The sequence below is a fragment of the Paucibacter soli genome, assembly GCF_037482845.1.
In the GTDB taxonomy this organism is placed as follows: Bacteria; Pseudomonadota; Gammaproteobacteria; order Burkholderiales; family Burkholderiaceae_C; genus Paucibacter_B; species Paucibacter_B soli.
Window position 1 is genome coordinate 627,080 of the sequence record NZ_JBBHJW010000001.1, and the last position, 23,584, is coordinate 650,663.

Below are 23,584 nucleotides of genomic sequence, written 5' to 3' on the forward strand. Positions count from 1 at the left end.
GCTTGCGCGTGATGAACATGATACGGCCGAGTGTAGCAGTGCTCACTGCTCGCACGGCTTACGCATCGCCCCTATGCACGGCAGGCGCGTCGATGGCAGATACTTGGCGCACAAGCCTGCAGGTCGTTGGGTCCAGGCGCAGACAGACTCTGAACGGAGCGAGACAACAAATGCGACGAGCAATACTGGCCTCCATGGCCGCGATGGCCATGGCCCTGCCCCTGAGCGCGCTGGCGCAAAACGTCGAGGTGGCCGGGGTCAAGTACGAGCCCACGGCCGAGGTTGGTGGCGCCAAGCTGCAGCTCAATGGCGCGGGCATCCGCTACAAGGCCTTCTTCAAGGTCTATACCGCCGGCCTCTATCTCGCGGCCAAGGCCGGCTCGCCCGAGGCCGTGCTGGGCGCGGCGGGCGCGAAACGCCTGCACATCCAGATGTTGCGCGAGATCGACGGCAACGAACTCGGCAAGCTCTTCACCAAGGGCATGGAAGACAACTCCACGCGCGAGGAGTTTTCCAAGGCCATCAACGGCGTGCTGCGCGTCGCCGAGATCTTCTCCAGCAAGAAGCGCATGAGCACCGGCGAGCATTTCAGCGTCGACTGGGTGCCGGGCACCGGCACGGTGGTCTATGTGAACGGCAAGGTGCAGGGCGAGCCCATCAAGGAGGCCGAGTTCTACAACGTGCTGCTGAAGATCTGGCTCGGCAAGTCGCCCGCCGACGAGCAGCTCAAGGACGCCCTGCTGGGTATCAAACGCGAGCGCCCTGGTCGCGGCTAACTTTCCCCCAATCAAGCCAGCGCGGAAATTCGTCCAGCGAATCGAACACCGCGTCGGCATCCACCGCGTGGATGGGCTGGCCATGGTTGTAGCCATGGCTCAGCAGCACCACCGGGCAGCCGGCGGCACGCGCGGCGCGCGCATCGTTGCTGGAGTCGCCCACCATCCAGCTATGCGCCGGCGCCGTGCCCAGGGCCTCGCAGGTCTTCAGCAAGGGCAGCGGGTCGGGCTTCTTGCGCTCGAAATCGTCGCCGCCAAACACCCGATCGAAATAGCCGGCGAGTTGCTTGCGCGCCAGCAACTCGCGCGCGAAGGCCGCCGGCTTGTTGGTGAGGCAGGCCATTGGCAGGCCCATGGCCTTGAGCGCATCCAGGCCCGCACGCACGCCCGGGTAGACCTCGGCATGGCGGCCGTTGATGTCGCGGTAGTAGCGCTGATAAAGCTGCCAAGCGGGCTCGTACAGGCTGGCCGCACCGCCCACCTCGGCCAGGGTGCTGCGTATCAGATGCTCGCTGCCCTGCCCCACCGTATGCGCGACGAATTCGCGATTCACCAGGGGCAGCGACAGCTCGGCCAGCACGCGCTGCAGCACGGCGACGAAATCGCCCAGGGTATCGACCAGGGTGCCGTCGAGGTCGATGATGAAAGCGCGGGGGGTGGGGAACAGGCTCATGCTGCGCATTGTCGCCATGCCGCGCAAAGACAAATGTTCTCTCACAAAAACACTTGTCCTAAAATGCAAGCATGGACAACAAGAGAGAACAGCTCTACGCCCTGCTGCGCGCCAACCCCTATGTGAGCCAGCAGGACCTGGCCCGGCAGCTGGGGCTGTCGCGCTCGGCGGTGGCCGGGCATATCGCGGTGCTCACCAAGGAGCGGCGCATCCTCGGTCGCGCCTATGTGCTGCCGCAGGCGCGCCCCATCGTCTGCATAGGCGGCAGCAATGTGGACCGCAAGCTGCGCAGCCTGGCGCCGCTGCAGATGCGCACCTCCAACCCGGCGGCCCTACGCGAGACCCCGGGCGGGGTGGCGCGCAATGTGGCCGAGAACCTGGCACGGCTGGGCCTGCCGGTGCATCTGCTCACCGCGGTGGGCGACGACCCGGCCGGGCGCGGCCTGCTGAGCCAGCTGCAGCAGCTGGGCGCGCAGACCGGCGGCAGCCTGCAGGCCGCCGACGCCCATACCGGCAGCTATACCGCGGTGCTGGACCGCTCCGGCGAGCTCGTGCTGGCGCTGGCGCAGATGGAGTTGACCGAGCGCCTGGGGCCCGACTACCTGCGCCTGTGCGCGGCCCAGCGCGCCCAGGCCGGCAGCCTGGTGCTGGACCTGAACCTGCCGGCCGCCAGCGTGCAGCTGCTGATCAAAGAGGCGCGCGCCAGCGGCCAGCGCCTCAGCGCGGTGGCGGTCTCGCAACCCAAGATGCAGCGCCTGCCCGAGGATCTGCAGGGCCTGGACCTCTTGATCCTGAATCGCGACGAGCTGCAGACCCTCTGCGGCCTGCGCCTGAGCAGCGAGCGCGCCTGGCAGCGTGCGCTTGAGCAGCTGCGCGCGCGCGGCCTGCAACGCCTGGTGGTGACCGACGGTGCCGCCGGCCTGCGCCTGGCCGAGCAGGGCGGCAGCCTGCAGACCATGGCGGCCGCGGCCGTGCCGGTGGCCGATGTCACCGGCGCCGGCGACGCCTTTGCCGCCGGCGTCTGCGCCGCCCTGCACCAGGCACCCGAGGATCTGCCGGCTGCCTGCCGCCTGGGCCTCAGGCTCGCCGAGCTGACACTGCAGACCGAACACACCGTGCACCCCGACCTAACGCCGGAGTTTCTGAGCCATGCATGAGTTTCTTGAGTTCTCGGCCGAAGTGGCCGCAGCACGCCGCGCCGGACTGCCCATCGTGGCGCTGGAGTCCACCATCATTTCGCATGGCATGCCCTACCCGCAGAACGTGCAGACGGCGCGCGAGGTGGAGGCGCTGATACGTGCCGAGGGCGCGGTGCCGGCCACCATCGCCGTGCTGGGCGGCAAGATCCGCATCGGCCTCGCGGAAGAAGAGCTGGAACTGCTGGGCCGCTCACCCGAGGCGATGAAGCTGAGCCGGCGCGACCTGCCCTACGCGATCAGCGCGGGCAAGATAGGCGCCACCACCGTGGCCGCCACCATGATCTGCGCGGCGCTGGCCGAGATCCAGGTGTTCGTGACCGGCGGCATCGGCGGCGTGCATCGCGGCGCCGAGACCAGCTTCGACATCTCGGCCGATCTGCAGGAGCTGGCGCGCACCTCGGTGGCGGTGGTCTGCGCCGGTGCCAAGAGCATCCTGGACATCGGCCTGACGCTGGAATACCTGGAAACCCATGGCGTGCCGGTGCTGTCCATCGGTCAGGACAATTTCGCCGCCTTCTACACCCCCGACAGCGGCTTCAAGGCGGACTTCCGCATCGACAGCGCGGCCGAGCAGGCGCGCTTTCTGAAAACCAAATGGGCGCTGGGCCTCGCCGGCGGCGTGGTGATCAGCAATCCGGTGCCGGCGGCCGAGGCCATGCCGCGCGCCGAGATAGCCGCCATCACCGCGCAGGCCCTGCACGAGGCGGCCGCCCAGGGCATCAGCGGCAAGGCCGTCACGCCATTTTTGCTGGCGCGCATCAAGGCCCTCACCGAGGGGCGCAGCCTGGCCACCAATATCGCGCTGGTGAAGCACAACGCGGTGGCGGGGGCGCGGCTGGCGCTTGCGCTGATGGTTTGACATGCGCACGGCGCGGCGGCCGTTCACCGACGCGAAACAAGCGCGGCGGAGGGAGCGGCTAAGCTGAGTGGCCTCTCCAGCCGAGCCCGACACCGCATGCGCAGCGCCAAGCCCATCGCCCTCACCGCCCTCCTCATTGCCCTGGGAGGCGCCACCTGGTGGTGGACACGCGCGCCAGCGCCCGCCACGCCGGCGGCCGGCAAGGCGGCCGCGCCGCAGAGCGTGGGCGTGGTGAAGGCACTGCGCCAGGATGTGCCGGTAGCCCTGGAGGCCAGCGGCACGGTCACTGCGCTCAACCATGTGGACCTGCGCGCCCAGACCACCAGCACCGTGCGCGAGGTGCTGGTGAAGGACGGCCAGATGGTGCGCAAGGGCGCGCTGCTGTTCCGCTTTGACGACCGTGCCGACCGCGCCGGTCTTGACAGGGCGCGCGCCCAGGCGGCGCGCAGCCGCGCCAGCCTGGCCGACCTGGAGCGCCAGTACCAGCGCGCCCGCGAGTTGCTGGCGCAGCACTTCGTGGCGCAGAACGCGGTGGATACCGCGCTGGCCAATCTGGAAGCCCAGCGCGCCCAGCTGCAGGCCGACGAGGCCGCGCTGCAGTCGGCCCAGGTGGCGCTCAGCTACAACGAACTGCACGCGCCGCTCTCGGGCCGCGCCGGCATCGTCAGCGTGGTGGCGGGCAGCCTGGTGCAGGCCAATGCCGCCGCGCTGCCGCTGGTGAGCATCGCGCAGATCGATCCGATCGGCGTCAGCTTCAGCCTGCCCGAGACCCAGCTCGGGCCCCTGCTGGACGCCACCCGGCAGGGCCAGGCGGCCGGTCTGGAGGTCCAGCTGCAGCTGCCCGGCGCGACGCCAGCGGCAGCAGCCAAGCTGCTGGGCCGGGTGAGCTTCGTGGACAACAGCGTGGATGCCAGCACCGGCACGATCAAGGTGCGCGCCGATTTCGAGAACGCCCGCGCGACGCTCTGGCCCGGCCAGTATGTGCGCGTCCGCGTGACGCTGCGCACGCTCAAGGACGCGGTGGTGATTCCGCAGGCCGCCATCATCCTGCGCGGCAACGAGCGCTCGGTCTATGTGGTGGATGCCGACAAGACCGCGCGACTCTTGCCGGTGCAGCTGCGCCACGCCTTCGGCGAGCTGGCGGTGGTGGAGGGCATTGCCCCCGGCGCCACCGTGGTGCTGGACGGCAAGCAGAACCTGCGCCCGGGCACGCCGGTGCAGGAACAGGCAGCGGCAGTGAATCCCGCGGCCGCGGCCAAGAAGGCTTTCGATGCGGCATCCGGAGCCGCCAAATGAACCTCACAGAATTGTTCATCCGGCGGCCGGTGATGACTGTGCTGCTGAACATCACGCTGGTGATCGCCGGCCTGGCCGCCTGGGGCAAGATCCCGGTGGCCGCCCTGCCCTCCTACAACACGCCCGTCATCAATGTGCAGGCCAGCCTGCCCGGCGCCAGCCCCGAGACCATGTCGTCCTCGGTGGCGCTGCCGCTGGAGAAGCAGTTCTCCACCATCGCCGGGGTGACGACGATCTCGTCCACCAACATCCTCGGCTCGACCTCGCTGACGATCGAGTTCGACCCCGCCCGCAATATCGATGCCGCCGCGCTGGATGTGCAGGCGGCGCTGTTCCGCTCCTTGCGCGCGTTGCCGGCCGAGATGAGCTCGCCGCCCTCCTACCGCAAGGTCAATCCGGCCGATGCGCCGGTGCTGCTGGTGGCGCTGACCTCGCCCTCGCTGAATCTCTCGGAGCTGAACGACTTTGCCGAGAACCTCATCACCCCCAGCCTCTCCACCATCAACGGCGTGGCCCAGGTCTCGATCTTCGGCCAGAAGCGCTATGCGGTGCGCATCCGCGTGCGCACCGAGGAGCTGAACCAGCGCGACATCACGCTGGAGGAGCTGCAGGCCGCCATCCGGGGCGCGAATGCCAACACCCCGGTGGGCGTGCTGGACGGCACGCGCCAGATGCTCACCATCCAGGCCAACCGGCAGCTCAAGAACGCGCGCGAGTTCGGAGGCGTGGTGGTGGCCTCGCGCAATGGCGCGCCCATCTACCTGCGCGATGTGGCCGAGGTGCAGGACAGCTACGAGACCGTCAAGTCCTTCAGCAACTTCAACGGCGAGCGCTCCATCGTGCTGGCGGTGCAGCGCCAACCCGATGCCAACACGGTGCAGGTGGTGGACGCGGTGAAGGCGATGCTGCCGCGCTTTGCCAGCCAGCTGCCCGCCTCGGTGCAGATGACCACGCTGAACGACCGCTCGCGCTCGATCCGCGAGTCGCTGCACGATGTCTATTTCACGCTGGCGCTGACGGTGGCCCTGGTGGTGCTGGTGATCTTCATCTTCCTGCGCCGCGCGGCGGCCACGCTGATCCCGACGCTGTCGCTGCCGATCTCGCTGATCGGCGCCCTCACCCTGCTGTTCGCGCTGGGCTACAGCCTGGACAACATCTCGCTCTTGGGCATCACGCTGGCGGTGGGCCTGGTGGTGGACGATGCCATCGTGATGCTGGAGAACATCGTGCGCCATGTCGAGGACGGCATGGCGCCCTTCGCCGCGGCGATACGCGGTGCGCGCGAGATGGCCTTCACCATCATGTCGATCTCGATCTCGCTGGTGGCGGTGCTGATCCCGATCTTCTTCATGCCCGGGGTCATCGGCCTGCTGTTCCATGAGTTCGCGGTGGTGGTGTCGCTGGCCATCCTGGTCTCGGCCGGCGTCTCGCTGAGCCTGGTGCCCATGCTCAGCAGCCGCTTTCTCAGGCCGCATGGGCAGGTGCAGGAGAGCGCGCTGGGCCGCGCCTTCGAAGCCGGCTTCAACGCGCTGCTGGCGGCCTATACGCGCAGCCTCGACTGGGCGCTGCGCCATCGCGGTTCGATCCTGGGCCTGGCGCTGGCCAGCTTTGCTGCCACCATATGGTTCTACACCACCATCCCCAAGGGCTTCTTCCCCGAGGAGGACATCGGCCAGATCCAGGCCAGCACCGAGGCCAGCGAGGACATCAGCTTCAACGCCATGACGGTGCTGCAGGAACAGGCGGCCGCGCTGGTGCGGTCCGACCCCGCGGTGGCCAGCGTGGCCGCCGCGGTGGGCCAGGGCGGCGGCGGCGGCAATGCCAGCAACACCGGCCGCATGTTCATCAACCTGAAGCCGCGCGCCGAGCGCCCGCCCATGCCCCAGGTGCTGGAAAGCCTGCGCAAGAAGCTGCGCGGCCTGCCCGGCATCGCCGTCTATCTGCGCCCGGTGCAGAACCTGCAACTGGGCGGCCGCCAGAGCAAGAGCCGCTACCAGTACAGCTTGCAATCGGTGGCGGCGGGCGAGCTCAACCAATGGGCGCTCAAGCTGCAGGAGAAGCTGCGCGGCGATGCGCTGTTCCGCGACGTCACCAGCGACTCGCAGCTGCGCGGCCTGGAGGCCAACCTCGTCATCGACCGCGAGCGCGCCGCCATGCTGGGCGTGCAGATGCAGGACCTGCGCAGCGCGCTCTACGACGCCTTCGGCGAGCGCCAGATCTCCAGCATCTTTGCCGAGAGCAATACCTACCAGGTGATCATGGAGGCCAGCGAGGGCGACCGCCTCAGCGAGGATGCCTTCAACAAGATCCATCTGCGCGGCAAGAACGGCGCCCAGGTGCCGCTCACCGCTTTTGCCACGGTGCGGCGCGGCCTCGGGCCCACCGCCATCAACCACCAGGGCCAGCTGCAGGCGATCACGCTGTCCTTCAATCTCGCGCCCGAGGTACCGCTGGGCGACGCCACCGCCAGGCTGGACGCCTATGTGAAGGAGCTGCAGCTACCCGCCAGCATCATCACCAGCTACGGCGGCGACGCCGCGGTGTTCCAGGACTCGCAGGGCGGCCAGCTGCTGCTGATCGCGCTGGCGCTGGCGGTCATCTATGTGCTGCTGGGCGTGCTGTACGAGAGCTATATCCACCCCATCACCATCCTGGCCGGCCTGCCCTCGGCGGCGGCCGGGGCCTTGCTGACGCTGCAGCTCTTCAATGTCGAGCTGACGGTGATTGCCACCATCGGCATCGTGATGCTGATTGGCATCGTGAAGAAGAACGCCATCATGATGATCGACTTCGCGCTGGACGCGCAGCGCCTGGGCGGCATGAGCCCGCAGGCCGCCATACGCGAGGCCTGCATCCTGCGCTTTCGCCCCATCATGATGACCACGCTGGCGGCGCTGATGGGCGCGCTGCCGATCGCACTGGGCCTGGGCGCCGGCGCCGAGCTGCGCCAGCCCCTGGGCCTGGCGGTGGTGGGCGGCCTGATCGTCTCGCAGGCGGTGACGCTCTACATCACGCCGGTGATCTATCTGGCGCTGGACCGCTACAGCGGCAAGGGGCCGGATATGCGCGAGGTCAAGGCCACGCGCATGACCGAGCATGCGACAGGTTAGCCTGCCGCCCCGGCCGCGGCCTTCTGCATCTCGGCCTTGACCTTGTACATGTCCTGATCGGCGGCGCGCAGCAGGTCCTGCATATCGCGCGCATCGTCGGGGAAGATGGCGATGCCCATGGCGGCGCTGACATGCACCGCCACATGGTGCTGGGCCAGGAACACCGGCGCGGCCAGCGCCGCCACCAGCTTCTCGCGCACCAGGGCCGCGGCCTCACGGCTGGCCGCCTCGGGCAGGATGATGAGGAACTCATCGCCACCCACGCGACCCACCGTGTCGGCGTCGCGCAGGCCGGCGGCGAGGCGCTGTGCCATCGTCTTCAGCACCACGTCGCCGCTCTCATGGCCATAGCGGTCGTTCACCGGCTTGAAGCCGTTCAGGTCCACGAACATCAGCGCCAGGCCCTGCTGGTGGCGCTGGGCATGGGCGAGGGCGCGGTCCAGGCGGTCGTGCAGCAGCCGCAGCGAGGGCAGGCCGGTGAGCGCATCGTGGTTGGCCAGGTGCCGCACCACCTCCTCGGCGCGGGTGCGCTTGGCCACCTCGTCCTTCAGCTCGGCCAGGCTGCGCTCCACCGATTCGGCCATCGCGTCGATCACCGCAGATAGCTCGCCGAACTCCGAGCTGTCCTGCAGCTTGGTGCGGCTGCCATGCCGCCCCTCCCGCACCGCCTGCGCCCAGCGCCGCAGCACCTCAAGAGGATGCCGCACCGAGCGATCGAAGTTGTAGAACAGCAGCAGCGCATGCAGAAACAGCACCATGGCCACGCCCGCGGCCAGCCAGATGGCCCAGCTGATCTGCTGCTCGGTGGCCTCGCGCTGCGCGCTCAGGCGCTGCTCCAGCAGCTGATGAAATTCGCGCAGCGGCCGCATGATCTCGGCCTTGGCCTGACGATAGGCAGCGCCATGCACCAGTTCCAGCGCCTGACGCCACTCCTCGTCGCTGAGGCTTTGCGCCGAGCCGCGCGTGTCCACCATGCCGATGGCCTGCTCCTCCACCGCCAGCAAGGCATCGGAACGCCGCTTGGCGGCGTCCAGCAGCGCCAACTCGTCGGTGGCGAAACCGGCCTGGCGGATACGCTCGCTCAGCGAGCTCTCGCGGCCCTGGCCGCGCACCTGACGCCGGCCCGGCTCGGCCAGCACCATGTCCCAGTAGAAGCCGTCGTCATGCTGCGGGCGCGGCACCAGGCCGTCGCGCATGCGCGAGATCTCGCGGAAGTACTCGGCATAGCGGGGCTCGCGCGTCACCACGAAAAGGCGCGCCATCAGCGTCAGATCGTCGGAGGACTTCTGCATCTCGCCGGCCAGCTCGCGTGCCTCGACGCGGCGCGTCTGCACCTCGCCCAGGCGTTTGTAGGACATCGCCAGATGCAGCAGCGCCGCCATCATGGCGCCGACCAAGACCGCCTGGAGCGAGAGATGCAGGGCGAGCTTGGTGCGTATCAGCATGAGCGCTTAGGCGACCGGACCTCGGGCCAACTGCTCGGCCCGCGCTTCGATCAGCGTGAGCACATGCTCGAAGCCCTTGGCGCTGCCATAGTAGGGATCGGGCACCTCGGCACCGTCCCCGAGAAACAGGCCCAGGCGCGGCAGCAGCGCCGGAGGGCATTGCTCGCGCAAGGCCTCCAGCACCTCCAGGTCCATCGCCAGGATCTGGTCGAAACGCTCGAAGTCCGCCGGTGTGACACGGCGCGAGCGCCATTTCTTCGCGGCCTGGTACCGGCGCTGTGCCAGCGCGGCGATGGCACGCGGGTCCATCGGATTGCCACGCGGCGAGGCCCGCACGCCGGCCGACTCGATGCGCGCCAGGCCCAGCAGCGGTGCGCGCGCCCTGAACACCACCTCGGCCATGGGTGAGCGGCAGATATTGGCCACGCAGACGAGGAGGATGGAACTCATGGGCGCCGATGATAAAGCTCAGCGGCTCAATTCGGCCCGCATCGCGTCGATCACGGCCTTGTAATCGGGCTTGCCGAAGATGGCCGAGCCGGCCACGAACGTGTCGGCGCCGGCATCGGCGATCTGGCGAATATTGTCGACCTTGACGCCACCGTCGATCTCCAGGCGGATGTCGCGGCCGCTCTTCTCGATGATGCGGCGCGCCTGCTCAAGCTTCTTCAGCGCCGAGGGGATGAAGCTCTGGCCACCGAAGCCGGGGTTGACGCTCATGATGAGGATCAGGTCGACGTTGTCGATCACCCACTCCAGCACATCCAGCGGCTCGGCCGGGTTGAACACCAGGCCGGCCTGCGCGCCCTCGGCCTTGATCAGCTGCAGGGTGCGGTCCACATGGGTGGAGGCATCGGGGTGGAAGCTCACCAGGTCGGCGCCGGCCTTGGCAAAGGCCACCGCCAGGCTGTCCACCGGCTGCACCATCAGGTGCACGTCGATGGGCGCCTTCGTGCCGTCGGGCTTGACCGCATGCTTGCGCAGCGCCTCGCAGACCATCGGCCCGAAGGTCAGGTTGGGCACGTAATGGTTGTCCATCACGTCGAAGTGGATCCAGTCGGCGCCGTCGGCCAGCACCTGGCGCACCTCCTCGCCCAGGCGGGCGAAATCGGCGGAGAGGATGCTGGGGGCGATGCGATAGGTAGTGCTCATGGTGCGGCGGCGCTCGGAGTTGATGCTGAGCGATTTTAGGTGGGCACCTTGAAGGCACGCCGCGCCTCAAGCACGCGGCCATGCGTCACGCAGGCCGGATGATGGTCGTTTACCAGGCCCATGGCCTGCATCAGCGCATACATGGTGGTGGGCCCGACGAACTTCCAGCCGCGTTTCTTCAAGTCCTTGGAGAGCGCGCGCGAGCGCTCGGACTCGGCACGCCAGCCCGGCTGCGCCGCCTCTTCATAGCGCCAGAAAAAGGCCGCCAGGCTGCCGCATTCGGCGCGCAGCTCGATGGCGCGTGAGGCGTTGTGGATGGCCGCCGCTATCTTGCCGCGATGGCGCACGATGCCGGCGTCCTGCAGCAGGCGCTCGACATCGGCCGCGCCGAAGGCGGCCACGCGCTCGAAGTCGAAGCCCGCAAAGGCGGCGCGAAAGGCCGCGCGCTTGCTCAGGATGGTGCGCCAGGACAGACCGGCCTGAAAACCCTCCAGGCACAGCTTCTCGTACAGCCGCACATCGTTGTCCACCGGGAAGCCCCACTCAGCGTCGTGGTAATGCAGATAGGCGGGGAAGCCGGGCGCCTCGCACCAGCGGCAGCGTGCGCCGCCGTCGGGGGCGATGTATAGAGTGGTCTCATCGGTGCTCATGGCCGAGCATTCTGCCTAGGGTCCCTAGAATGACCCGCATGCCACATCCCGAATTCCGTTGCAGCGTGCAAGTGCAGCCCCTGGCCGAGCAGACCGATGCCGCTCAGGACCTCTATGCCTACAGCTACACCGTGACGATAGAGAACAGCGGCGACATCGCCGCGCAGCTGGTGGCCAGGCATTGGCAGATCACCGACGCGCGCGGCGAGGTACAGGAGGTGCATGGCTTGGCAGTGGTGGGCCACCAGCCACTGCTGCAGCCGGGCGAGCGCTTCCAGTACAGCTCCTGGGCCCAGATCACCACCAAGCAGGGCAGCATGAAGGGGCGCTACCTCTGCGTCACCGAGGCGGCCGAGGTGTTCTACGCCGAGGTGCCCGAATTCACGCTGGCCGACAGCGCCAGCCTGCACTGAGCAGACCCCTCAGGAGCGCTTGTCGTCCGCGTCGTCGCGCCGCTCACCACGCTTGCGGCCCGAGAACATGGTCCACCAGACAATGAACAGCAGCAGGGCCAAGGCACCCAAGGCTTCCAGCAAGATCACGCCCATGTCGGTCCGTACTTTCCTGTCGTCTCGCTGCGCCCCATGCGCGGCGGCGCTGATTCTAGGTGCGCTGGCCGGCTGCGCCGCGCCGCCGCCCATGCGCGAGCCCGAGCCGGCCCAGGCAGCCGCGCCCGCCAGCACCAACGCCAGCGCGCCCGAGCGCCAGCGTATGGTGCTGCAGCGCGAACGCGCGCGCTGGGTGGCGCATGACTGGTCCGAGCTGCCCGGCTGGGGCGAGGACCGCGCCACCGAGCTCTGGCCCGCGCTGCTGCAGTCCTGCGCAAGACCTGCCCCCGGATGGTCCGCCTTGTGCGCGCACGCGGCCCTGCAGGCCCCGGCCGATGACATGGAGGCCCAGCTGTTCCTGATGAAGCATCTGCAGCCCTACCGGGTGGAGAGCCTGGAGGGCGAGGCGCAGGGCCTGATCACCGGCTATTACGAGCCCATGCTGGAGGCGCGGCGGGCGCCGCAGGGCGGTTTCCGCACCCCCCTGCACGGCCCGCCGCCGGATCTGGCGCAGCGCCGCCCCTATTACACGCGCCAGCAGATCGAGAGCGACGCCGAGCTGCGCGCGCGCCTGCGGCGGCACGAACTGGCCTATGTGGAAGACCCGCTCGACGCGCTGGTGCTGCAGATCCAGGGCTCGGGCCGCTTGCGCCTGCAGGACGGCAAGTGGATGCGGCTGGCCTTTGCCGGCCACAACGACCAGCCCTACCAATCGATCGGCCGCAGCCTGATCGAGCGCGGCGAACTGCGTGCCGGCGAGGCCTCCTGGCCCGCCATCAAGGACTGGGCGCGCCGCAACCCGCAGCGCCTGGCCGAGCTGCTGTGGAGCAACCCACGCTATGTGTTCTTCCGCGAGGAGGCCCTGCCCGACCCGAATCTGGGCCCGCGCGGCGCCCAGGGCGTGCCGCTCACGCCGGGCCGCTCGATCGCGGTGGACCGCGCCAGCATTCCCTATGGCACGCCGGTCTGGCTGGACACCAGCGAGCCCCTGTCCAACCAGCCCCTGCGCCGCCTGGTGATGGCGCAGGACACCGGCAGCGCCATCACCGGCGCGGTGCGGGCCGATTACTTTTGGGGCTGGGGCAGCGAGGCCGAGGCGCAGGCCGGCCGCATGAAGCAGCCGCTGCGCATGTGGGTGTTGTGGCCGCGCAGCTGATCGCCCCCGTCTCCTCAATCGACGATCTGCACGCCTTTCCAGAATGCATAGCGGCCCTTGATGGCGGCCGCGGACTCGCTGGGCTCGGAGTAGAACCAGACCGCATCGGGGTTCATCTCGCCGTTCACGAACAGGCTCAGGTACTGGGCCTGGCCCTTGTCGCTGCTGCTGCGGTGGTTGCTGAAGCTGGTGTATTCGCGCTTCAGGCTGTCGGCGGGAAAGTAGTGGTTGCCTTCCAGCACCACGGTATCCTCGCTCTCGGCCAGCACCACGCCGTTCCAGATCGCCTTGGTCATCGCTTGATCTCTTTCACAAAGTCCACTGTTTGAAACGCTACCACACCCACCTCGGCCGCGACATCTTCGTCACCTCCGGCAGCGCGCGTGAACTCGCGCCCGGCAGCTTCGGCATCTGCGCGATCGGCGGCGGCGCCGAGGGCTGGGCCGTGGTGCATGTGGGGCCCGAGGGCGATGTGGCCGATCTGGGCGGCGAGTACTACTTCGCCACGCCCGAGGAGGCCTTGGACTTCGCCCGCGAACTGATCGAGCTGATGCAGCCGGCCGAGGGCGCGGCTTAGCAATTTTTTAGGGTCTTGCGAGCCAAGTTTTAAGAGCGCGCATCGAACGGGCGCCCTAAGGTTGAGCCCTGTCCTCAACACCCTCGGAGCAGCCTCATGAACTCCTCAACGACTTGGCAACAGCGCTGGATCCTGGTCGCGCTGGTCTATTTCCTGCTCGCCGTCACGCTCGGTGTCGGCATGGCAGCCACGCACGACTTCCGCCTGCGCGGCCTGCATGTGCATCTGAACCTGCTGGGCTGGGTCTCGGCCGCGCTGACGGCCTGGGTCTACCAGCAGTTCCCGGCGGCGGCGGCCGGCGTGGCCGCACGCACGCATTTCTGGCTCTACAACCTGGCGCTGCCGGTGATGATGGGCTCGCTGGGGGCGCTGCTGCTCGGGCAGACCCAGGCCGAGCCCGTGGTGGCCGCCAGCAGCGTGCTGATGTGGCTGGCGATATTGATCTTCGTGCTGAACGTGTTCTGGCACCGCCAGGCTCGCGCGCTGGCTACGCCTCGGCTTCAACAAGCTTGAGCGTGGCGGCCACACCGAGCCTGAACTGCCCGCGGCCGGTCTTCTCGATCGCCAGCTGCGGGCAGCGGTCGAGCAGGCGCCGCTGCAGCAGGATCAGGCGCGCCTCCAGGTTGTCGCTGACCTCGGGCAGGCCCAGGTCGCCGGCCATGCGCAACTCCCGGTTGCTGAACTCGCTACGGCCGCTGCCGCTGTACTGCCGCAGCAGCTTCCACAGAATCGCACCGGCCACGCCCTTGATCAGGTAGTCGCCTGCGATGAACACGCTGTGGTCCTGCGGAAAGTGGCGAACTTCCAGCACCGGCCCGGTCTGGCCGGCCAGCGCCGCTGCTGCCGCCGCCGAGCCCGCCTGCGGGGCCTCGTCGTCCTGCTGCAGGCGCAGCGTTGCCAGCCCCAGCTGGCTGGCCAGCGTCATCAGCGCGTCTTCGTCGTCATAGCTGAAACGCAGCTCCTCCATGCTCTCCACACAGAGCACGCCCAGCAATCGGCCGCCGGCCAGGATGGGCACCGCGAGCTGGCTGTGCGGCGCCGGCAAACCCGGGAAGGGAATTTCCGCGTGCAGCGGCAGCGCCTGCGCCCGCGCCGCCTCTCGGCCGGCACAGCCATAGCGGTATTCCATCGTCATATGGCTGATGCGTATGGCGCAGCGATGTTCGGCGGCAACGCCGATCACGCCGTCGCCGAACGCGATCTCCGATCCCACGCCGCTGGCCTTGTAGCCACGGCTGCCCACCGTGTAGAGGCTGCGCGCCTGCTCGTCGGCCATCATCAGCAAGGCATAGGGGATCTGAAACTCGCTCAGCAGATCGGCCAGCACCTGATCAAACAACACGCACAGCTCGCTGCAGGCCGACAGGCGTGCCGAGCTGTTGCGCAGCGCATTCAACAGATTGCGCGGCGGCGCCGGGCGCGCCAGCTCGGGCCCCGGCACGCGCTCCACCAGCAGCACGCGATAGACGTCCGCGCCCTGCAGCTTGAACACCCCACTCATGCCGGTGTGCGAGGCTATGCCCGCCAACTTGGCCTTCATGCTCTGGAACAGCGCGCCCTCGGTTTCGGTGCGCAGGTACAGCAGCTCCAGCCGGTAGGACGCCGCCGTCACGGGATCGATCACCAGGGCGGTGACCTGGGGATTGGCCAGGATGTTCTCGCGCGTCTTGTTGAAAAACTGGAACGACAGTGCCACATGCCTGGCATCCACATACTGCATCTGCGAGACATAGGTGGCGTTCGGAATACCGTCGGCCGAGCAGGTCGCCACGGTGGCCGGTATCGCCCCCTCCAGGCAGCTGCGGATGGCATCCAGGCTGACGCGCGGCATCGTCGACCTCAGGGCTTCAAGGGGCTGCCAGCCTGCGGACCGGGGGTCTGGGCATAGGCGCCGTTGGGCGTGAAGCGGATCGCCAGCAGCGCGCCCGGATCGCGCCAGAGCACGGCGTCCACATAGGCGGCGTCCCAGCCCAGCGGGGCCAGGTCTTGCGCGAACAGGTCGAGACTGCGCCGCACCCAGGCCAGGTCCTGGGCGTTGGCTGCTCGCGCCTGCGCATCGCTGCCCTTGATCTGCACCGTCTCGTGCGTGCTGGGTCGACTGAAGCAAACCGCCAGCTGGCCGTTGCTGGCAATATCCCGGCAGACCGCCTCTGCAGCATCGGCAAACAGCAGCACCGTGAGCGCGCGCCCATCCTCGTCGACCCGGCATCCGGCCGCCTTGCAGATCGAGGGCTGCAGCCGTTCGCCGCGCGCCGCCACCGTGATGGACAAGCCGGACTGGATGAACTCAGCGATGGCCGGACTGATCAAGCGCGCGCTCATGGCTGCGGATGTTATGCCAAGGCCAGCGCTTGCCTACGCCAGCACATGCCCGCTATCCTGCACGCTCGCAAGGCAAGCGGGAGCGGACATGGGACAGATGATCGAATTCAAGCGCCCGGATGGCGGACTGTCGCAGGCCTATCTGGCCGATGCCGGCCCCGGCAGCCCAGGCCTGATCCTGATCCAGGAATGGTGGGGCTTGAATGACCATATCCGCGGCCTGGCCGAGCGCTTTGCCGCCGCCGGCTTCAGCACCCTGGCGCCCGACCTCTACCGCGGCCGCCTGGCCAGCAGCGCCGACGAGGCCAGCCACCTGATGACCGGCCTGGATTTCGCCGACGCCACCCACCAGGACCTGCGCGGCGCCTGCCAGCAGCTGGCGGCCGGCGGACGCAAGGTCGGGGTGCTGGGCTTTTGCATGGGCGGCGCGCTGACGGTGGCCGCCGCCGTGCATGTGCCAGGTCTTGCCGCCGCGGTCTGCTTCTACGGCATCCCGCCGGCCGGCCTGGCCGACCCGGCGCAGATCAAGATCCCCTTCCAGGGCCATTTCGCCAGCCGCGACGACTGGTGCACACCGGCCGCCGCGGCCGCGCTTGAGAAGGCCATGCGCGCGGCCGGCGCCCAACCCGAGATCTACCACTACCAGGCCGACCACGCTTTTTTCAACAACGCGCGCCCCGAGGTCTTCGACGCCGCCTGCGCCCAGCTGGCCTGGGAGCGCTCCATAGGCTTCTTGCGCCGGCATTTGCACCCCTGAGTTGCAGGGCGAGGCAATCCCTGCCCCTACCCTTGGGGGGCTGACGCCGCTGGGCAACGCTGGTCTTATGAAACGGCGCTGGTGTGCTGCGCGCCTGTCAAAAGGGGGTTCCCATGAGCTTTGCCTCGACTCGTTTTGTTGCGCGCGGCTGCGCCCTGTTGGGCGGCTTGGCGCTGAGCCTGGCGGCCCAGGCGGCCCTGCTCAGCCCGGTGCAGGTGCAGTTGCTGGCGCCCGGTGGCACCGCCCAAGGTAATCCGCCCATCAATGTCACCGAGAGCGCGGCGGTGGCCACCGGCGTCTCGGTCGGCAGCGGCAACGTGGGTGCTTGGATGTTGGACGACGAGTTCATCCACTTCGATGGCAACTCCATCCAGCTCAGGCTGGAGGCCGGCGACGACAGCAACGGCGTCTTCAGCACCGGCTACCTGGGCGCTGCCGGTGAACATGCGCGTTATGTGTTCAGCGGCCTGAACATCAGCGGTTTCACCATCACCGGCGTGCTCGCCTCGGCCTTCGATGGTTTCGCGAACAGCGGCAGCACCGGCCTGGCCGGCCCGGGCCCGGCGCAGGACTTCGTGCACCTGCTCGACGCCCATAGCGTCAGTTTCGACCTCGACGAGTTGCTGTTCGTTGGCACGCATACCTTCAACGGCGGCTACCGCTATATGGACGTGCGGCTGGACCTGCAGACGCGCCCGAGTACCCCCAATCCGGTGCCCGAACCCGCCAGCCTCGCCCTGGCCTTGCTGGGCATGGGCCTGCTGTGGTGCGGCCGCAGCGCGGCCAGGCCTTGAGCGCCGCTGCGGGAGCCGTCATGCCAGCGTCAGCCATCGACACCCTGGAGCGCTTCAGCCCCCTGGTGGGCGAGCGCTTCGAACTGCAGCTGGACGACGGCAGCGCCTGCAGCGCCGCGCTGGTCGAGGCCAAGGCCTTGCCGAAGCCGGTGTTCCAAGGCCGCCAGCCCTTCAGCCTGCTGTTCGAGGGGCCGCCGCAACCGCTACTGCCGCAGCGCATCTACCGCATCAGCCATCCGAAACTCGACGCGATGGACATCTTCCTGGTACCCGTGGGTCGAACCCAGAGCGCCACGCAGTACGAGGCCGTCTTCAATTAGGAGCACCCACCATGTCCGAACCCTTCCTCGGCGAAATCCGCATGTTGGGCTTTGGCTTCGCACCCAAGGGCTGGGCCCTGTGCAATGGCCAACTGCTGCCCATCAACCAGAACCAGGCGCTGTTTTCCTTGCTGGGCACCATGTATGGTGGGGATGGCAGGGTGAACTTCGCCCTGCCGGACCTGCGCGGGCGCAGCCCCATGCATGTCGGGCCGCAGAGCACGCAGGGGCAGCGCGCTGGCACCGAGGCGGTGACGCTCAATATGAATCAGATGCCCGCCCATCAGCATGGGCTGTACGGCACTGGCGACATCGCGAACGCCAACGCACCCGGCCTGGCCCTGCCGGCGGCCAAGGGCCGCGGCGGCAGCAACCGCTATGCCGGTGCCGGCAGCAGCGATGCGCTGATGCATACCGATTCGATCGGCCGCAGCGGCGGCAGCCAGCCGCACAACAATCTGCAGCCCTACGCCGTGCTGAATTTCAGCATTGCGCTGCAAGGCATCTTCCCCTCGCAAAACTAGGAGCGCGTCATGGGCCAACCCTATGTCGGAGAGATCCGCATGTTCGCCGGCAATTTCGCGCCCGCCGGCTGGGCGTTCTGCAACGGCAGCTTGCTGCCGATCAGCGAGAACGAGGTGCTGTTCCAGCTGATCGGCACCACCTATGGCGGCGATGGTCAGCAGACCTTTGGCCTGCCCGATCTGCGTGGGCGCGTACCCATGCATCAGGGCTCGGGGCCGGGCCTGGGTTCGACGCATGTGTTGGGCGAAGTGGGCGGCAGCGAGACGGTCACGCTCACCAGCGCGCAAATGCCCATGCATTCGCACGCCTTGCGGGCAGCCTCCGCAAGCCTGGCCAGTCTGGGCAGCCCGGCCGGCACGGTGCTGGCCAAGACCGCCGGCAACAGCTATGACACTGCGGCGCCCAGCGTGGCCATGGCAGCCAGCGCCCTTCCGGTGGCGGGAGGCTCGCAGCCGCATGAAAACATGGCGCCCTTCTGCGCGATGAACTACATCATCTCGCTGTTCGGCATCTTCCCTTCGCAGAGCTAGAGGCCCGCCATGTCCGATCCCTTTGTCGCAGAAATCCGCATGTTCGGCTTCAACTTTGCGCCCAAAGGCTGGGCCAAATGCGACGGCCAGCTGCTGCCAATCAGCCAGAACACCGCGCTGTTCTCCTTGTTGGGCACCACCTATGGCGGAGATGGAAAATCCAACTTCGGCCTGCCCAATCTGCGCGAGCGCTTTGCCCTCGGTGCCGGCCAGGGGCCCGGCTTGAGCCCACGTGATCTCGGCGAGATCGGCGGTGCCAGCGAGGTCACGCTGATCGGCACGGAAATGCCTGCGCACAAGCACAGCCTGATGGCCGGCGCGTCGGCACAGACCGGCAACCCGGCCGGTGCTGCATTGGCGCCGCCGGCCGCGGGGGCGCTGGCCTACCGCATCCCGGGCAATCAGGTGGCGATGGCAGGCGACAGCAGCGGCGCCGTCGGCGGCAACCAGCCGCATGCCAATCTGCCGCCCTACCTCGCAGTGAATTTCTGCATTGCGATGCAGGGCGTCTTCCCGCCGCGCGGCTGAGGCCCGATGTCGATCTGCCTGCGCCCCGCCACCGAGCAGGACCAAGCCCTGCTGCAGCGCATCTATGCCAGCACCCGCTCGGCCGAACTCGCGCTGACCCAATGGGACGAGGCGCAATGCCGGGCCTTCACCGGCATGCAGTACGAGGCGCAGCGGCGCTACTACGCCGAACAATATCCGCGCGCGCTCTGCCAGATCATCGAGCTCGACCGCCAGCCCGTCGGCCGGCTCTGGGTCGACCGCCGCCCGCAGGCCCTGCATGTGCTGGACATCAGCCTGCTGGAGGCCGCGCGTGGCCGCGGCGTGGGCAGCCATTGCCTGCGCGCGCTGATCGCCGAGGCCGAGTCAGAAGGCCTGCAGGTGAGCATTTATGTTGAGTTGCACAACCCGGCGCGCCGGCTCTATGAACGCCTGGGCTTCCGCGTCGATGGCGCGCCACGTGGCCTGCATCAGCACATGATCCGCCACAGCCTGGTCGCCCTTTCTTCCCACCCGCAGGAAAGTCAGCCATGTTGATCACCATGAACAAGCGCAGTTTCATGCTCGGCACTGCAGCCACTCTGGCGGCGCCCGCGGCCATGGCGGCGGCCAGCTGCAGACCCGCCCTCGACGGGCGCTCAGGCCGCCTGGATTGGCAGGCCTACCTCGGCGAACGCTTCGAGCTTGAAGACGAGCAAGGGGCCCGCGCCATGGTGCGACTGGCCAGCATCGGCACGGCTCCGGCCCGGCGCGGCTGCGAGCAGTTCTCGCTGGTGTTCGAAGCGCCGCAGGGCGAGCCGGCGCCACCCGCCGGGCTCTACCGGCTTGAGCATGCCGATGGCCATGCCACGGCGCTCTATATGAGCGCGGGGCTGCGCGCCGATTTCAACCTGCTGCGCAGCGGCTGAATGCCACAATGGCCGCTCCACAATGCCTGGAGCGAGCCGGTATGACGATCGCGCGAGTGGCCACGCTGGCCGCGCTTGTGCTGCCCCTGCAGCTTCCTGCCGCCCATGCCGACGCGGCCACCGACGCCAAGCTGGCGCAGATCCTGCAGGACATCTCGGCCCCGCGCATCGAGGCCCGCATCCGCGCCCTGGTGGGCTTCCAGACCCGCCACACGCTCTCCGAAACCGCCTCCGAGTCGCGCGGCATCGGCGCGGCGCGGCGCTGGATACAGCGCGAGCTGCAGGCCTGCAGCCAGGCCAGCGGCGGCCGCCTGCAGGTCGAGATGGACAGTTTCATCGAGCCCGCGGGCCCGCGCGTGGCCCGCCCGACCGAGCTAGTGAACGTGGTCGCCACCCTGCCGGGCAGCTCGCCAGCCGCGCGCGATCGCCTGCTGGTGGTGAGCGGCCATTACGACTCGCGCAACAGCGATGTGATGGACGCCGAGGGCGCGGCGCCGGGCGCCAACGACGACGCCTCGGGCGTGGCCGCGGTGATGGAGATGGCCTGCGCGATGGCCAGGCACAGCTTCGACGCGACCCTCATCTTCATGGCTGTGCCGGGCGAGGAGCAGGGTCTGCTGGGCGCCACCCATTGGGCCAAGCGGGCGCGCGCCAAGGGTTTGCGCGTAGAGGCCATGATCACCAACGACATCATCGGCAGCTCTACCGGCGACGCCGGCCAGCGCGACCCGCGGCAGCTGCGGCTGTTTGCCGATGGCTTCGACCCGCTGCTGCGCCTGCTGGTGCAGGCGCGCAGCAACAGCCCCGCCAGCGAAGCCGAGGCGCGCGCCAACGAGGCCTGGCGCGAGCCGCTCACCCAGCTGGCCCTGGCGGGAGGCGCCGAGGACCTGCCCACCCAGCAGCTGGGCCGCCATCTGAAGGCCGCGGGCGAGCGCTATCTGCCCGGCTTCAAGGTCAACCTGATTCAGCGCCGCGACCGCTATCTGCGCGGCGGCGATCACCTGCCCTTCCTGGAGCGCGGCTATGCCGCGGTGCGCTTCTCCGAACCCTTCGAGGACTTCCGCCACCAGCACCAGAACCCGCGCACCGAGGGCGGCGTGGTTTATGGCGACCTGCCCGAGTTCGTCGATTTCGACTATGTGGCCAATGTCGCGCGCATCAACGCCGTGGGCCTGGCCACGCTGGCGCTGGCGCCTGCCGCGCCGCAGAACGTGCGCCTCGACGCCACCGAGCTGAGCAACGACAGCACGCTCAGCTGGGCCGCCAGCAGCGAGCCCGAGCTGGCCGGCTACCGCATCGTCTGGCGCAGCACCGATTCGGCGACCTGGCAGCAGTCCAGGGATGTCGGCCTGGTCACCAGCCATCGCCTGCCTGGCGTCTCCAAGGACAACGTGATCTTCGGCGTGCAGGCGCTTTCCAAGGCCGGATATGCCAGCCTGGCGAGCTACCCGCTGCCGCTCAGGCGCTAGGAGCAGCCAGGGTCTCGGCCCAGGCAGCGAGCAACAGCCTGGCACCCGCCACATTGGTGGCGCAGGGCACGTCGTGCACATCGCAGGCGCGCACCAGGGCGTTGATGTCGGGTTCGTGCGGTTGCGGCGTCATCGGGTCGCGCAAGAAGATCACGCCGTCCACCTCGCCCACCGCGAGGCGCGCGCCGATCTGCAGGTCGCCGCCCAGCGGCCCCGAGAGCAGGCATTCGACCTCCAGCCCCAGTTCGCGGCGCAGGCGGCCGCCGGTGGTGCCGGTGGCCATCAAGCGGCAGCACTGCAGGAACGGCACAAAGCCGGCCGCCAGCGCCACCATCGCGTCTTTCTTGCCGTCATGGGCGATCAGGGCAATTCGCATGCCTGCATCTTAGGCCTTGGCAGTTACATCACCGACTCAAGTTGAGCCGGCAAAATCGGACCATGCTCACCCTGCTCTTCCTCGCCGTTCTCGTCATCAACGTGCTGCCGGCCTTTGCGCCGCCCACCTGGATGGTGTTGGCCTTCTATGGCTTCAACTTCCCGCCTGAGCAGCTCTGGCAGGCCTGGGAGATCGGCCTGGTGGCGGCGCTGGCGGCCACCGCGGGCCGCTGCCTGCTGGCGCGCTTCGCCCAGCGCGTGACGCACAGCCGCTGGATCAATGCCGCGACGCGCGACAACCTGGATGCGGTGGCCGAGGCGCTGCAGCGGCGCCGCACCGCCAGCGCGCTGGCCTTCTTGATGTTCGCGCTCAGCCCGCTGCCCTCCAACCTGTTGTTCCTGGCCTATGGCATGACGCGCGCGCCGCTGGCCTGGCTGGCCCTGCCGTTCTTCTGCGGCCGCCTCGTCAGCTACAGCCTGGCGCTGGCCGGCGGCGCCTATGCGGCCAGTCGGCTACCGCGCGAATTGAGCGGCTGGACGGGCGCGTACTTCCTGCTCACCCAGCTGCTGCTGCTGGCCCTTGTCTATGCCTTTGCCAAGCTCGACTGGCGCCGCGTGCTGCGCAGCCAGTGGCTGCGCTGGCTGAGGTGATTTCAGCCCCAGACCTGCGCGGCCACGCGCCGCATATTGCCGCCCATCACCAGCGCCGCGTCGGCCGCACTGAAGCCCGCGGCCCGCAGCGCCGGCAAGATCTGACCCCAGGTCTGCACCGGCGTGTAAGAGATGCCGCCCAGCGCCGCGCCATAGCCGGCCGCGGCGGGCCACCAGTAGCCGGGGTCGAAGCGGCCGGGCGGCCTATCGTCCAGGCCCGGCTTGGAGAAACCGATGTCCAGCCCCAGGCCCACATGGGCCACGCCCACCAGGGCGGCCACATGGGCGGCGTGGCGGGCCACATCGGTCGCGTTCGGCGCGGCGCTGCCGAGGAAGGCCGACACGCCCGAGATGCACACCACCCCGCCGGTGGCGGCACAGGCGCGGATCTGCGCATCGCTGATATTGCGGCCATGCGCCACCAGCGCCAGCGGGTTGGCATGGCTGAAGACCACCGGCTGGCTTGAGGCCGCCATGATGTCCAGGCTGCAGCGCCGGCCGGTGTGCGAACAGTCCATCAGCATGCCCGCGGCATTCACGGCCTCGACCATGCGCCGGCCCAGCGGGGTCAGGCCTTGCTCCTCGTCGTGGCAGCCGCCCGCCACCGCATTGTTGCGGTTGTAGGCGAAGTGGATCTGGTTCACCCCCAGGCTGCGATACAGCGCCACCATCTCGGGCCGGCCCAGCAGCGGCAGGCTGCCCTCCAGGTCGAAGCCCAGCGCCAGCCGGCCGGCGGCGCGGGCGGCGTCCAGCTCGGCCAGCCGCTGCACCAGGGCATAGCGCGTGGGTTCGGCGGCGATGCGGGCCCGGAATGCAGCGATCACCGCCATCACCTGTTCCAGCGGATTCATGTCCATGCCCACGTTGACGGACACATAGTCCACCCCCTGGGCGGCATAGGCCTGCAGCGGCGCCAGGCTGGCATCGGGGTGCAGCGGCAGGCAGGCGTGGGCGTCCCAGACGGTCATGGCGGCTTCGTGATTTC

General features: G+C 68.6%; 29 protein-coding genes and 1 pseudogene. 19 read left to right on the forward strand and 11 right to left on the reverse strand.

What is annotated here, in order from left to right; translation table 11 throughout:
• Nucleotides 1–170: 170 nt before the first annotated feature.
• Nucleotides 171–776, forward strand: a complete 606-nt coding sequence (locus WG898_RS02960) for a chalcone isomerase family protein (RefSeq protein WP_339601252.1) — start codon at nt 171–173, stop codon at nt 774–776.
• On the opposite strand, the gene gph is transcribed toward WG898_RS02960, so the two are convergent.
• The gene (gph, locus tag WG898_RS02965; protein ID WP_444718897.1) at nt 748–1,449 is read right to left on the reverse strand and encodes a phosphoglycolate phosphatase; all 702 of its coding nucleotides are present in this window, start codon (nt 1,447–1,449) and stop codon (nt 748–750) included. The two genes, WG898_RS02960 and gph, sit on opposite strands and share 29 nt — an antisense overlap.
• A gap of 71 nt (nt 1,450–1,520) precedes the next feature.
• Between gph and WG898_RS02970 the strand changes: the two genes are divergently transcribed.
• From WG898_RS02970 to WG898_RS02985, 4 genes are all read left to right on the forward strand, one after another.
• A complete protein-coding gene (locus tag WG898_RS02970; protein WP_339601253.1) occupies nt 1,521–2,606 on the forward strand; it encodes a carbohydrate kinase family protein in 1,086 nt (361 codons plus the stop codon).
• Nucleotides 2,599–3,507 (forward strand): pseudouridine-5'-phosphate glycosidase, encoded by a 909-nt coding sequence (locus WG898_RS02975; RefSeq protein ID WP_339601254.1) that lies wholly within the window; start codon nt 2,599–2,601, stop codon nt 3,505–3,507. The genes WG898_RS02970 and WG898_RS02975 overlap by 8 nt, the downstream gene beginning before the upstream one ends.
• A 96-nt stretch (nt 3,508–3,603) precedes the next feature.
• Complete coding sequence (locus WG898_RS02980) at nt 3,604–4,803, forward strand: efflux RND transporter periplasmic adaptor subunit (protein WP_339601255.1); 1,200 nt, start codon at nt 3,604–3,606, stop codon at nt 4,801–4,803.
• Nucleotides 4,800–7,913, forward strand: coding sequence for an efflux RND transporter permease subunit (locus tag WG898_RS02985; RefSeq protein ID WP_339601256.1), 3,114 nt, complete (start codon nt 4,800–4,802; stop codon nt 7,911–7,913). Before WG898_RS02980 ends, WG898_RS02985 begins: the two co-directional genes overlap by 4 nt.
• On the opposite strand, the gene WG898_RS02990 is transcribed toward WG898_RS02985, so the two are convergent.
• The 4 genes from WG898_RS02990 to WG898_RS03005 are packed head-to-tail and all read right to left on the reverse strand — an operon-like array spanning nt 7,910 to nt 11,160.
• On the reverse strand, nt 7,910–9,358 hold the full coding sequence (locus tag WG898_RS02990; RefSeq protein WP_339601257.1) for a diguanylate cyclase domain-containing protein: 1,449 nt from the start codon (nt 9,356–9,358) through the stop codon (nt 7,910–7,912). The genes WG898_RS02985 and WG898_RS02990 overlap by 4 nt on opposite strands.
• Before the next feature lie 6 nt (nt 9,359–9,364).
• A complete protein-coding gene (locus WG898_RS02995) occupies nt 9,365–9,808 on the reverse strand; it encodes a low molecular weight protein-tyrosine-phosphatase (RefSeq protein ID WP_339601258.1) in 444 nt (147 codons plus the stop codon).
• 18 nt (nt 9,809–9,826) lie between these two features.
• On the reverse strand, nt 9,827–10,510 hold the full coding sequence (gene rpe, locus WG898_RS03000) for a ribulose-phosphate 3-epimerase (RefSeq protein WP_339601259.1): 684 nt from the start codon (nt 10,508–10,510) through the stop codon (nt 9,827–9,829).
• Between the two features lie 35 nt (nt 10,511–10,545).
• A complete protein-coding gene (locus WG898_RS03005) occupies nt 10,546–11,160 on the reverse strand; it encodes a DNA-3-methyladenine glycosylase I (RefSeq protein ID WP_339601260.1) in 615 nt (204 codons plus the stop codon).
• Between the two features lie 38 nt (nt 11,161–11,198).
• Here WG898_RS03005 and apaG point away from each other — a divergent pair, with 38 nt between their 5' ends.
• A complete protein-coding gene (gene apaG, locus WG898_RS03010; RefSeq protein WP_339601261.1) occupies nt 11,199–11,573 on the forward strand; it encodes a Co2+/Mg2+ efflux facilitator ApaG/CorD in 375 nt (124 codons plus the stop codon).
• Nucleotides 11,574–11,582: 9 nt separating this feature from the next.
• Here the strand turns inward: apaG and WG898_RS03015 are convergent, their stop codons facing one another.
• Nucleotides 11,583–11,708 (reverse strand): hypothetical protein, encoded by a 126-nt coding sequence (locus WG898_RS03015; RefSeq protein WP_339601262.1) that lies wholly within the window; start codon nt 11,706–11,708, stop codon nt 11,583–11,585.
• Between WG898_RS03015 and mltA the strand changes: the two genes are divergently transcribed.
• Nucleotides 11,707–12,864 carry a murein transglycosylase A gene (gene mltA / locus WG898_RS03020; RefSeq protein WP_339601263.1) on the forward strand — a complete coding sequence of 386 codons (1,158 nt, stop codon included), beginning with the start codon at nt 11,707–11,709 and terminating at the stop codon, nt 12,862–12,864. The two genes, WG898_RS03015 and mltA, sit on opposite strands and share 2 nt — an antisense overlap.
• 14 nt (nt 12,865–12,878) lie before the next feature.
• Here mltA and WG898_RS03025 read toward each other — a convergent pair.
• Nucleotides 12,879–13,163, reverse strand: a pseudogene (locus tag WG898_RS03025) (DUF427 domain-containing protein); the annotation flags it as partial.
• A 26-nt stretch (nt 13,164–13,189) separates the two neighbouring features.
• On the opposite strand from WG898_RS03025, the gene WG898_RS03030 reads away from it, so the two are divergent.
• Both WG898_RS03030 and WG898_RS03035 read left to right on the forward strand, forming a co-directional pair.
• Complete coding sequence (locus WG898_RS03030) at nt 13,190–13,441, forward strand: hypothetical protein (protein WP_339601265.1); 252 nt, start codon at nt 13,190–13,192, stop codon at nt 13,439–13,441.
• A gap of 96 nt (nt 13,442–13,537) precedes the next feature.
• A complete protein-coding gene (locus tag WG898_RS03035) occupies nt 13,538–13,954 on the forward strand; it encodes a hypothetical protein (protein WP_339601266.1) in 417 nt (138 codons plus the stop codon).
• Here the strand turns inward: WG898_RS03035 and WG898_RS03040 are convergent.
• Together WG898_RS03040 and WG898_RS03045 are read right to left on the reverse strand one after the other, a co-directional pair.
• Nucleotides 13,929–15,272 carry a GAF domain-containing protein gene (locus tag WG898_RS03040; protein ID WP_339601267.1) on the reverse strand — a complete coding sequence of 448 codons (1,344 nt, stop codon included), beginning with the start codon at nt 15,270–15,272 and terminating at the stop codon, nt 13,929–13,931. The two genes, WG898_RS03035 and WG898_RS03040, sit on opposite strands and share 26 nt — an antisense overlap.
• A gap of 8 nt (nt 15,273–15,280) precedes the next feature.
• Nucleotides 15,281–15,763, reverse strand: a complete 483-nt coding sequence (locus tag WG898_RS03045; protein ID WP_339601268.1) for a hypothetical protein — start codon at nt 15,761–15,763, stop codon at nt 15,281–15,283.
• An 88-nt stretch (nt 15,764–15,851) separates the two neighbouring features.
• Between WG898_RS03045 and WG898_RS03050 the strand changes: the two genes are divergently transcribed.
• From WG898_RS03050 to WG898_RS03090, 9 genes are all read left to right on the forward strand, one after another.
• Nucleotides 15,852–16,520 carry a dienelactone hydrolase family protein gene (locus WG898_RS03050; protein ID WP_339601269.1) on the forward strand — a complete coding sequence of 223 codons (669 nt, stop codon included), beginning with the start codon at nt 15,852–15,854 and terminating at the stop codon, nt 16,518–16,520.
• A gap of 113 nt (nt 16,521–16,633) precedes the next feature.
• Nucleotides 16,634–17,314, forward strand: a complete 681-nt coding sequence (locus WG898_RS03055; protein ID WP_339601270.1) for a PEP-CTERM sorting domain-containing protein — start codon at nt 16,634–16,636, stop codon at nt 17,312–17,314.
• Nucleotides 17,315–17,334: 20 nt separating this feature from the next.
• The gene (locus tag WG898_RS03060) at nt 17,335–17,634 is read left to right on the forward strand and encodes a DUF6916 family protein (protein ID WP_339601271.1); all 300 of its coding nucleotides are present in this window, start codon (nt 17,335–17,337) and stop codon (nt 17,632–17,634) included.
• A gap of 11 nt (nt 17,635–17,645) precedes the next feature.
• Complete coding sequence (locus WG898_RS03065; RefSeq protein WP_339601272.1) at nt 17,646–18,158, forward strand: phage tail protein; 513 nt, start codon at nt 17,646–17,648, stop codon at nt 18,156–18,158.
• A gap of 9 nt (nt 18,159–18,167) precedes the next feature.
• On the forward strand, nt 18,168–18,689 hold the full coding sequence (locus WG898_RS03070; protein WP_339601273.1) for a phage tail protein: 522 nt from the start codon (nt 18,168–18,170) through the stop codon (nt 18,687–18,689).
• A gap of 9 nt (nt 18,690–18,698) precedes the next feature.
• Nucleotides 18,699–19,217 carry a phage tail protein gene (locus WG898_RS03075; protein WP_339601274.1) on the forward strand — a complete coding sequence of 173 codons (519 nt, stop codon included), beginning with the start codon at nt 18,699–18,701 and terminating at the stop codon, nt 19,215–19,217.
• 6 nt (nt 19,218–19,223) lie between these two features.
• Entirely contained in the window at nt 19,224–19,733 is a 510-nt protein-coding gene (locus tag WG898_RS03080) for a GNAT family N-acetyltransferase (RefSeq protein WP_339601275.1), read from the forward strand.
• Nucleotides 19,727–20,104 carry a DUF6916 family protein gene (locus tag WG898_RS03085; RefSeq protein WP_339601276.1) on the forward strand — a complete coding sequence of 126 codons (378 nt, stop codon included), beginning with the start codon at nt 19,727–19,729 and terminating at the stop codon, nt 20,102–20,104. The genes WG898_RS03080 and WG898_RS03085 overlap by 7 nt, the downstream gene beginning before the upstream one ends.
• 41 nt (nt 20,105–20,145) lie before the next feature.
• Nucleotides 20,146–21,573: a M28 family metallopeptidase gene (locus WG898_RS03090; protein WP_339601277.1), complete on the forward strand. Its 1,428-nt coding sequence runs from the start codon at nt 20,146–20,148 to the stop codon at nt 21,571–21,573.
• Here the strand turns inward: WG898_RS03090 and WG898_RS03095 are convergent.
• The gene (locus tag WG898_RS03095) at nt 21,563–21,949 is read right to left on the reverse strand and encodes a methylglyoxal synthase (RefSeq protein ID WP_339601278.1); all 387 of its coding nucleotides are present in this window, start codon (nt 21,947–21,949) and stop codon (nt 21,563–21,565) included. The genes WG898_RS03090 and WG898_RS03095 overlap by 11 nt on opposite strands.
• A 62-nt stretch (nt 21,950–22,011) precedes the next feature.
• Between WG898_RS03095 and WG898_RS03100 the strand changes: the two genes are divergently transcribed.
• Nucleotides 22,012–22,599 carry a hypothetical protein gene (locus WG898_RS03100; RefSeq protein WP_339601279.1) on the forward strand — a complete coding sequence of 196 codons (588 nt, stop codon included), beginning with the start codon at nt 22,012–22,014 and terminating at the stop codon, nt 22,597–22,599.
• A gap of 2 nt (nt 22,600–22,601) precedes the next feature.
• On the opposite strand, the gene WG898_RS03105 is transcribed toward WG898_RS03100, so the two are convergent.
• Nucleotides 22,602–23,567 (reverse strand): dipeptidase, encoded by a 966-nt coding sequence (locus tag WG898_RS03105; protein WP_339601280.1) that lies wholly within the window; start codon nt 23,565–23,567, stop codon nt 22,602–22,604.
• Nucleotides 23,568–23,584: the final 17 nt, after the last annotated feature.

What these genes read in the sequence shown, in the direction of transcription:
- apaG (WP_339601261.1), top strand. Translation starts at nt 11,199, where the DNA reads ATGCCACATCCCGAATTCCGTTGCAGCGTGCAAGTGCAGCCCCTGGCC.
- WG898_RS03060 (WP_339601271.1), top strand. Translation starts at nt 17,335, where the DNA reads ATGCCAGCGTCAGCCATCGACACCCTGGAGCGCTTCAGCCCCCTGGTG.
- WG898_RS03070 (WP_339601273.1), top strand. Translation starts at nt 18,168, where the DNA reads ATGGGCCAACCCTATGTCGGAGAGATCCGCATGTTCGCCGGCAATTTC.
- WG898_RS03055 (WP_339601270.1), top strand. Translation starts at nt 16,634, where the DNA reads ATGAGCTTTGCCTCGACTCGTTTTGTTGCGCGCGGCTGCGCCCTGTTG.
- WG898_RS03015 (WP_339601262.1), bottom strand. Translation starts at nt 11,708, where the DNA reads ATGGGCGTGATCTTGCTGGAAGCCTTGGGTGCCTTGGCCCTGCTGCTG.
- WG898_RS03005 (WP_339601260.1), bottom strand. Translation starts at nt 11,160, where the DNA reads ATGAGCACCGATGAGACCACTCTATACATCGCCCCCGACGGCGGCGCA.
- WG898_RS02995 (WP_339601258.1), bottom strand. Translation starts at nt 9,808, where the DNA reads ATGAGTTCCATCCTCCTCGTCTGCGTGGCCAATATCTGCCGCTCACCC.
- WG898_RS02975 (WP_339601254.1), top strand. Translation starts at nt 2,599, where the DNA reads ATGCATGAGTTTCTTGAGTTCTCGGCCGAAGTGGCCGCAGCACGCCGC.
- gph (WP_444718897.1), bottom strand. Translation starts at nt 1,449, where the DNA reads ATGAGCCTGTTCCCCACCCCCCGCGCTTTCATCATCGACCTCGACGGC.
- WG898_RS03065 (WP_339601272.1), top strand. Translation starts at nt 17,646, where the DNA reads ATGTCCGAACCCTTCCTCGGCGAAATCCGCATGTTGGGCTTTGGCTTC.
- rpe (WP_339601259.1), bottom strand. Translation starts at nt 10,510, where the DNA reads ATGAGCACTACCTATCGCATCGCCCCCAGCATCCTCTCCGCCGATTTC.
- WG898_RS03100 (WP_339601279.1), top strand. Translation starts at nt 22,012, where the DNA reads ATGCTCACCCTGCTCTTCCTCGCCGTTCTCGTCATCAACGTGCTGCCG.
- WG898_RS03085 (WP_339601276.1), top strand. Translation starts at nt 19,727, where the DNA reads ATGTTGATCACCATGAACAAGCGCAGTTTCATGCTCGGCACTGCAGCC.
- WG898_RS03105 (WP_339601280.1), bottom strand. Translation starts at nt 23,567, where the DNA reads ATGACCGTCTGGGACGCCCACGCCTGCCTGCCGCTGCACCCCGATGCC.
- WG898_RS03035 (WP_339601266.1), top strand. Translation starts at nt 13,538, where the DNA reads ATGAACTCCTCAACGACTTGGCAACAGCGCTGGATCCTGGTCGCGCTG.
- WG898_RS02990 (WP_339601257.1), bottom strand. Translation starts at nt 9,358, where the DNA reads ATGCTGATACGCACCAAGCTCGCCCTGCATCTCTCGCTCCAGGCGGTC.
- WG898_RS03040 (WP_339601267.1), bottom strand. Translation starts at nt 15,272, where the DNA reads ATGCCGCGCGTCAGCCTGGATGCCATCCGCAGCTGCCTGGAGGGGGCG.
- WG898_RS03050 (WP_339601269.1), top strand. Translation starts at nt 15,852, where the DNA reads ATGGGACAGATGATCGAATTCAAGCGCCCGGATGGCGGACTGTCGCAG.
- WG898_RS03090 (WP_339601277.1), top strand. Translation starts at nt 20,146, where the DNA reads ATGACGATCGCGCGAGTGGCCACGCTGGCCGCGCTTGTGCTGCCCCTG.
- mltA (WP_339601263.1), top strand. Translation starts at nt 11,707, where the DNA reads ATGTCGGTCCGTACTTTCCTGTCGTCTCGCTGCGCCCCATGCGCGGCG.
- WG898_RS03095 (WP_339601278.1), bottom strand. Translation starts at nt 21,949, where the DNA reads ATGCGAATTGCCCTGATCGCCCATGACGGCAAGAAAGACGCGATGGTG.
- WG898_RS03080 (WP_339601275.1), top strand. Translation starts at nt 19,224, where the DNA reads ATGTCGATCTGCCTGCGCCCCGCCACCGAGCAGGACCAAGCCCTGCTG.
- WG898_RS03045 (WP_339601268.1), bottom strand. Translation starts at nt 15,763, where the DNA reads ATGAGCGCGCGCTTGATCAGTCCGGCCATCGCTGAGTTCATCCAGTCC.
- WG898_RS02960 (WP_339601252.1), top strand. Translation starts at nt 171, where the DNA reads ATGCGACGAGCAATACTGGCCTCCATGGCCGCGATGGCCATGGCCCTG.
- WG898_RS02985 (WP_339601256.1), top strand. Translation starts at nt 4,800, where the DNA reads ATGAACCTCACAGAATTGTTCATCCGGCGGCCGGTGATGACTGTGCTG.
- WG898_RS02980 (WP_339601255.1), top strand. Translation starts at nt 3,604, where the DNA reads ATGCGCAGCGCCAAGCCCATCGCCCTCACCGCCCTCCTCATTGCCCTG.
- WG898_RS02970 (WP_339601253.1), top strand. Translation starts at nt 1,521, where the DNA reads ATGGACAACAAGAGAGAACAGCTCTACGCCCTGCTGCGCGCCAACCCC.
- WG898_RS03075 (WP_339601274.1), top strand. Translation starts at nt 18,699, where the DNA reads ATGTCCGATCCCTTTGTCGCAGAAATCCGCATGTTCGGCTTCAACTTT.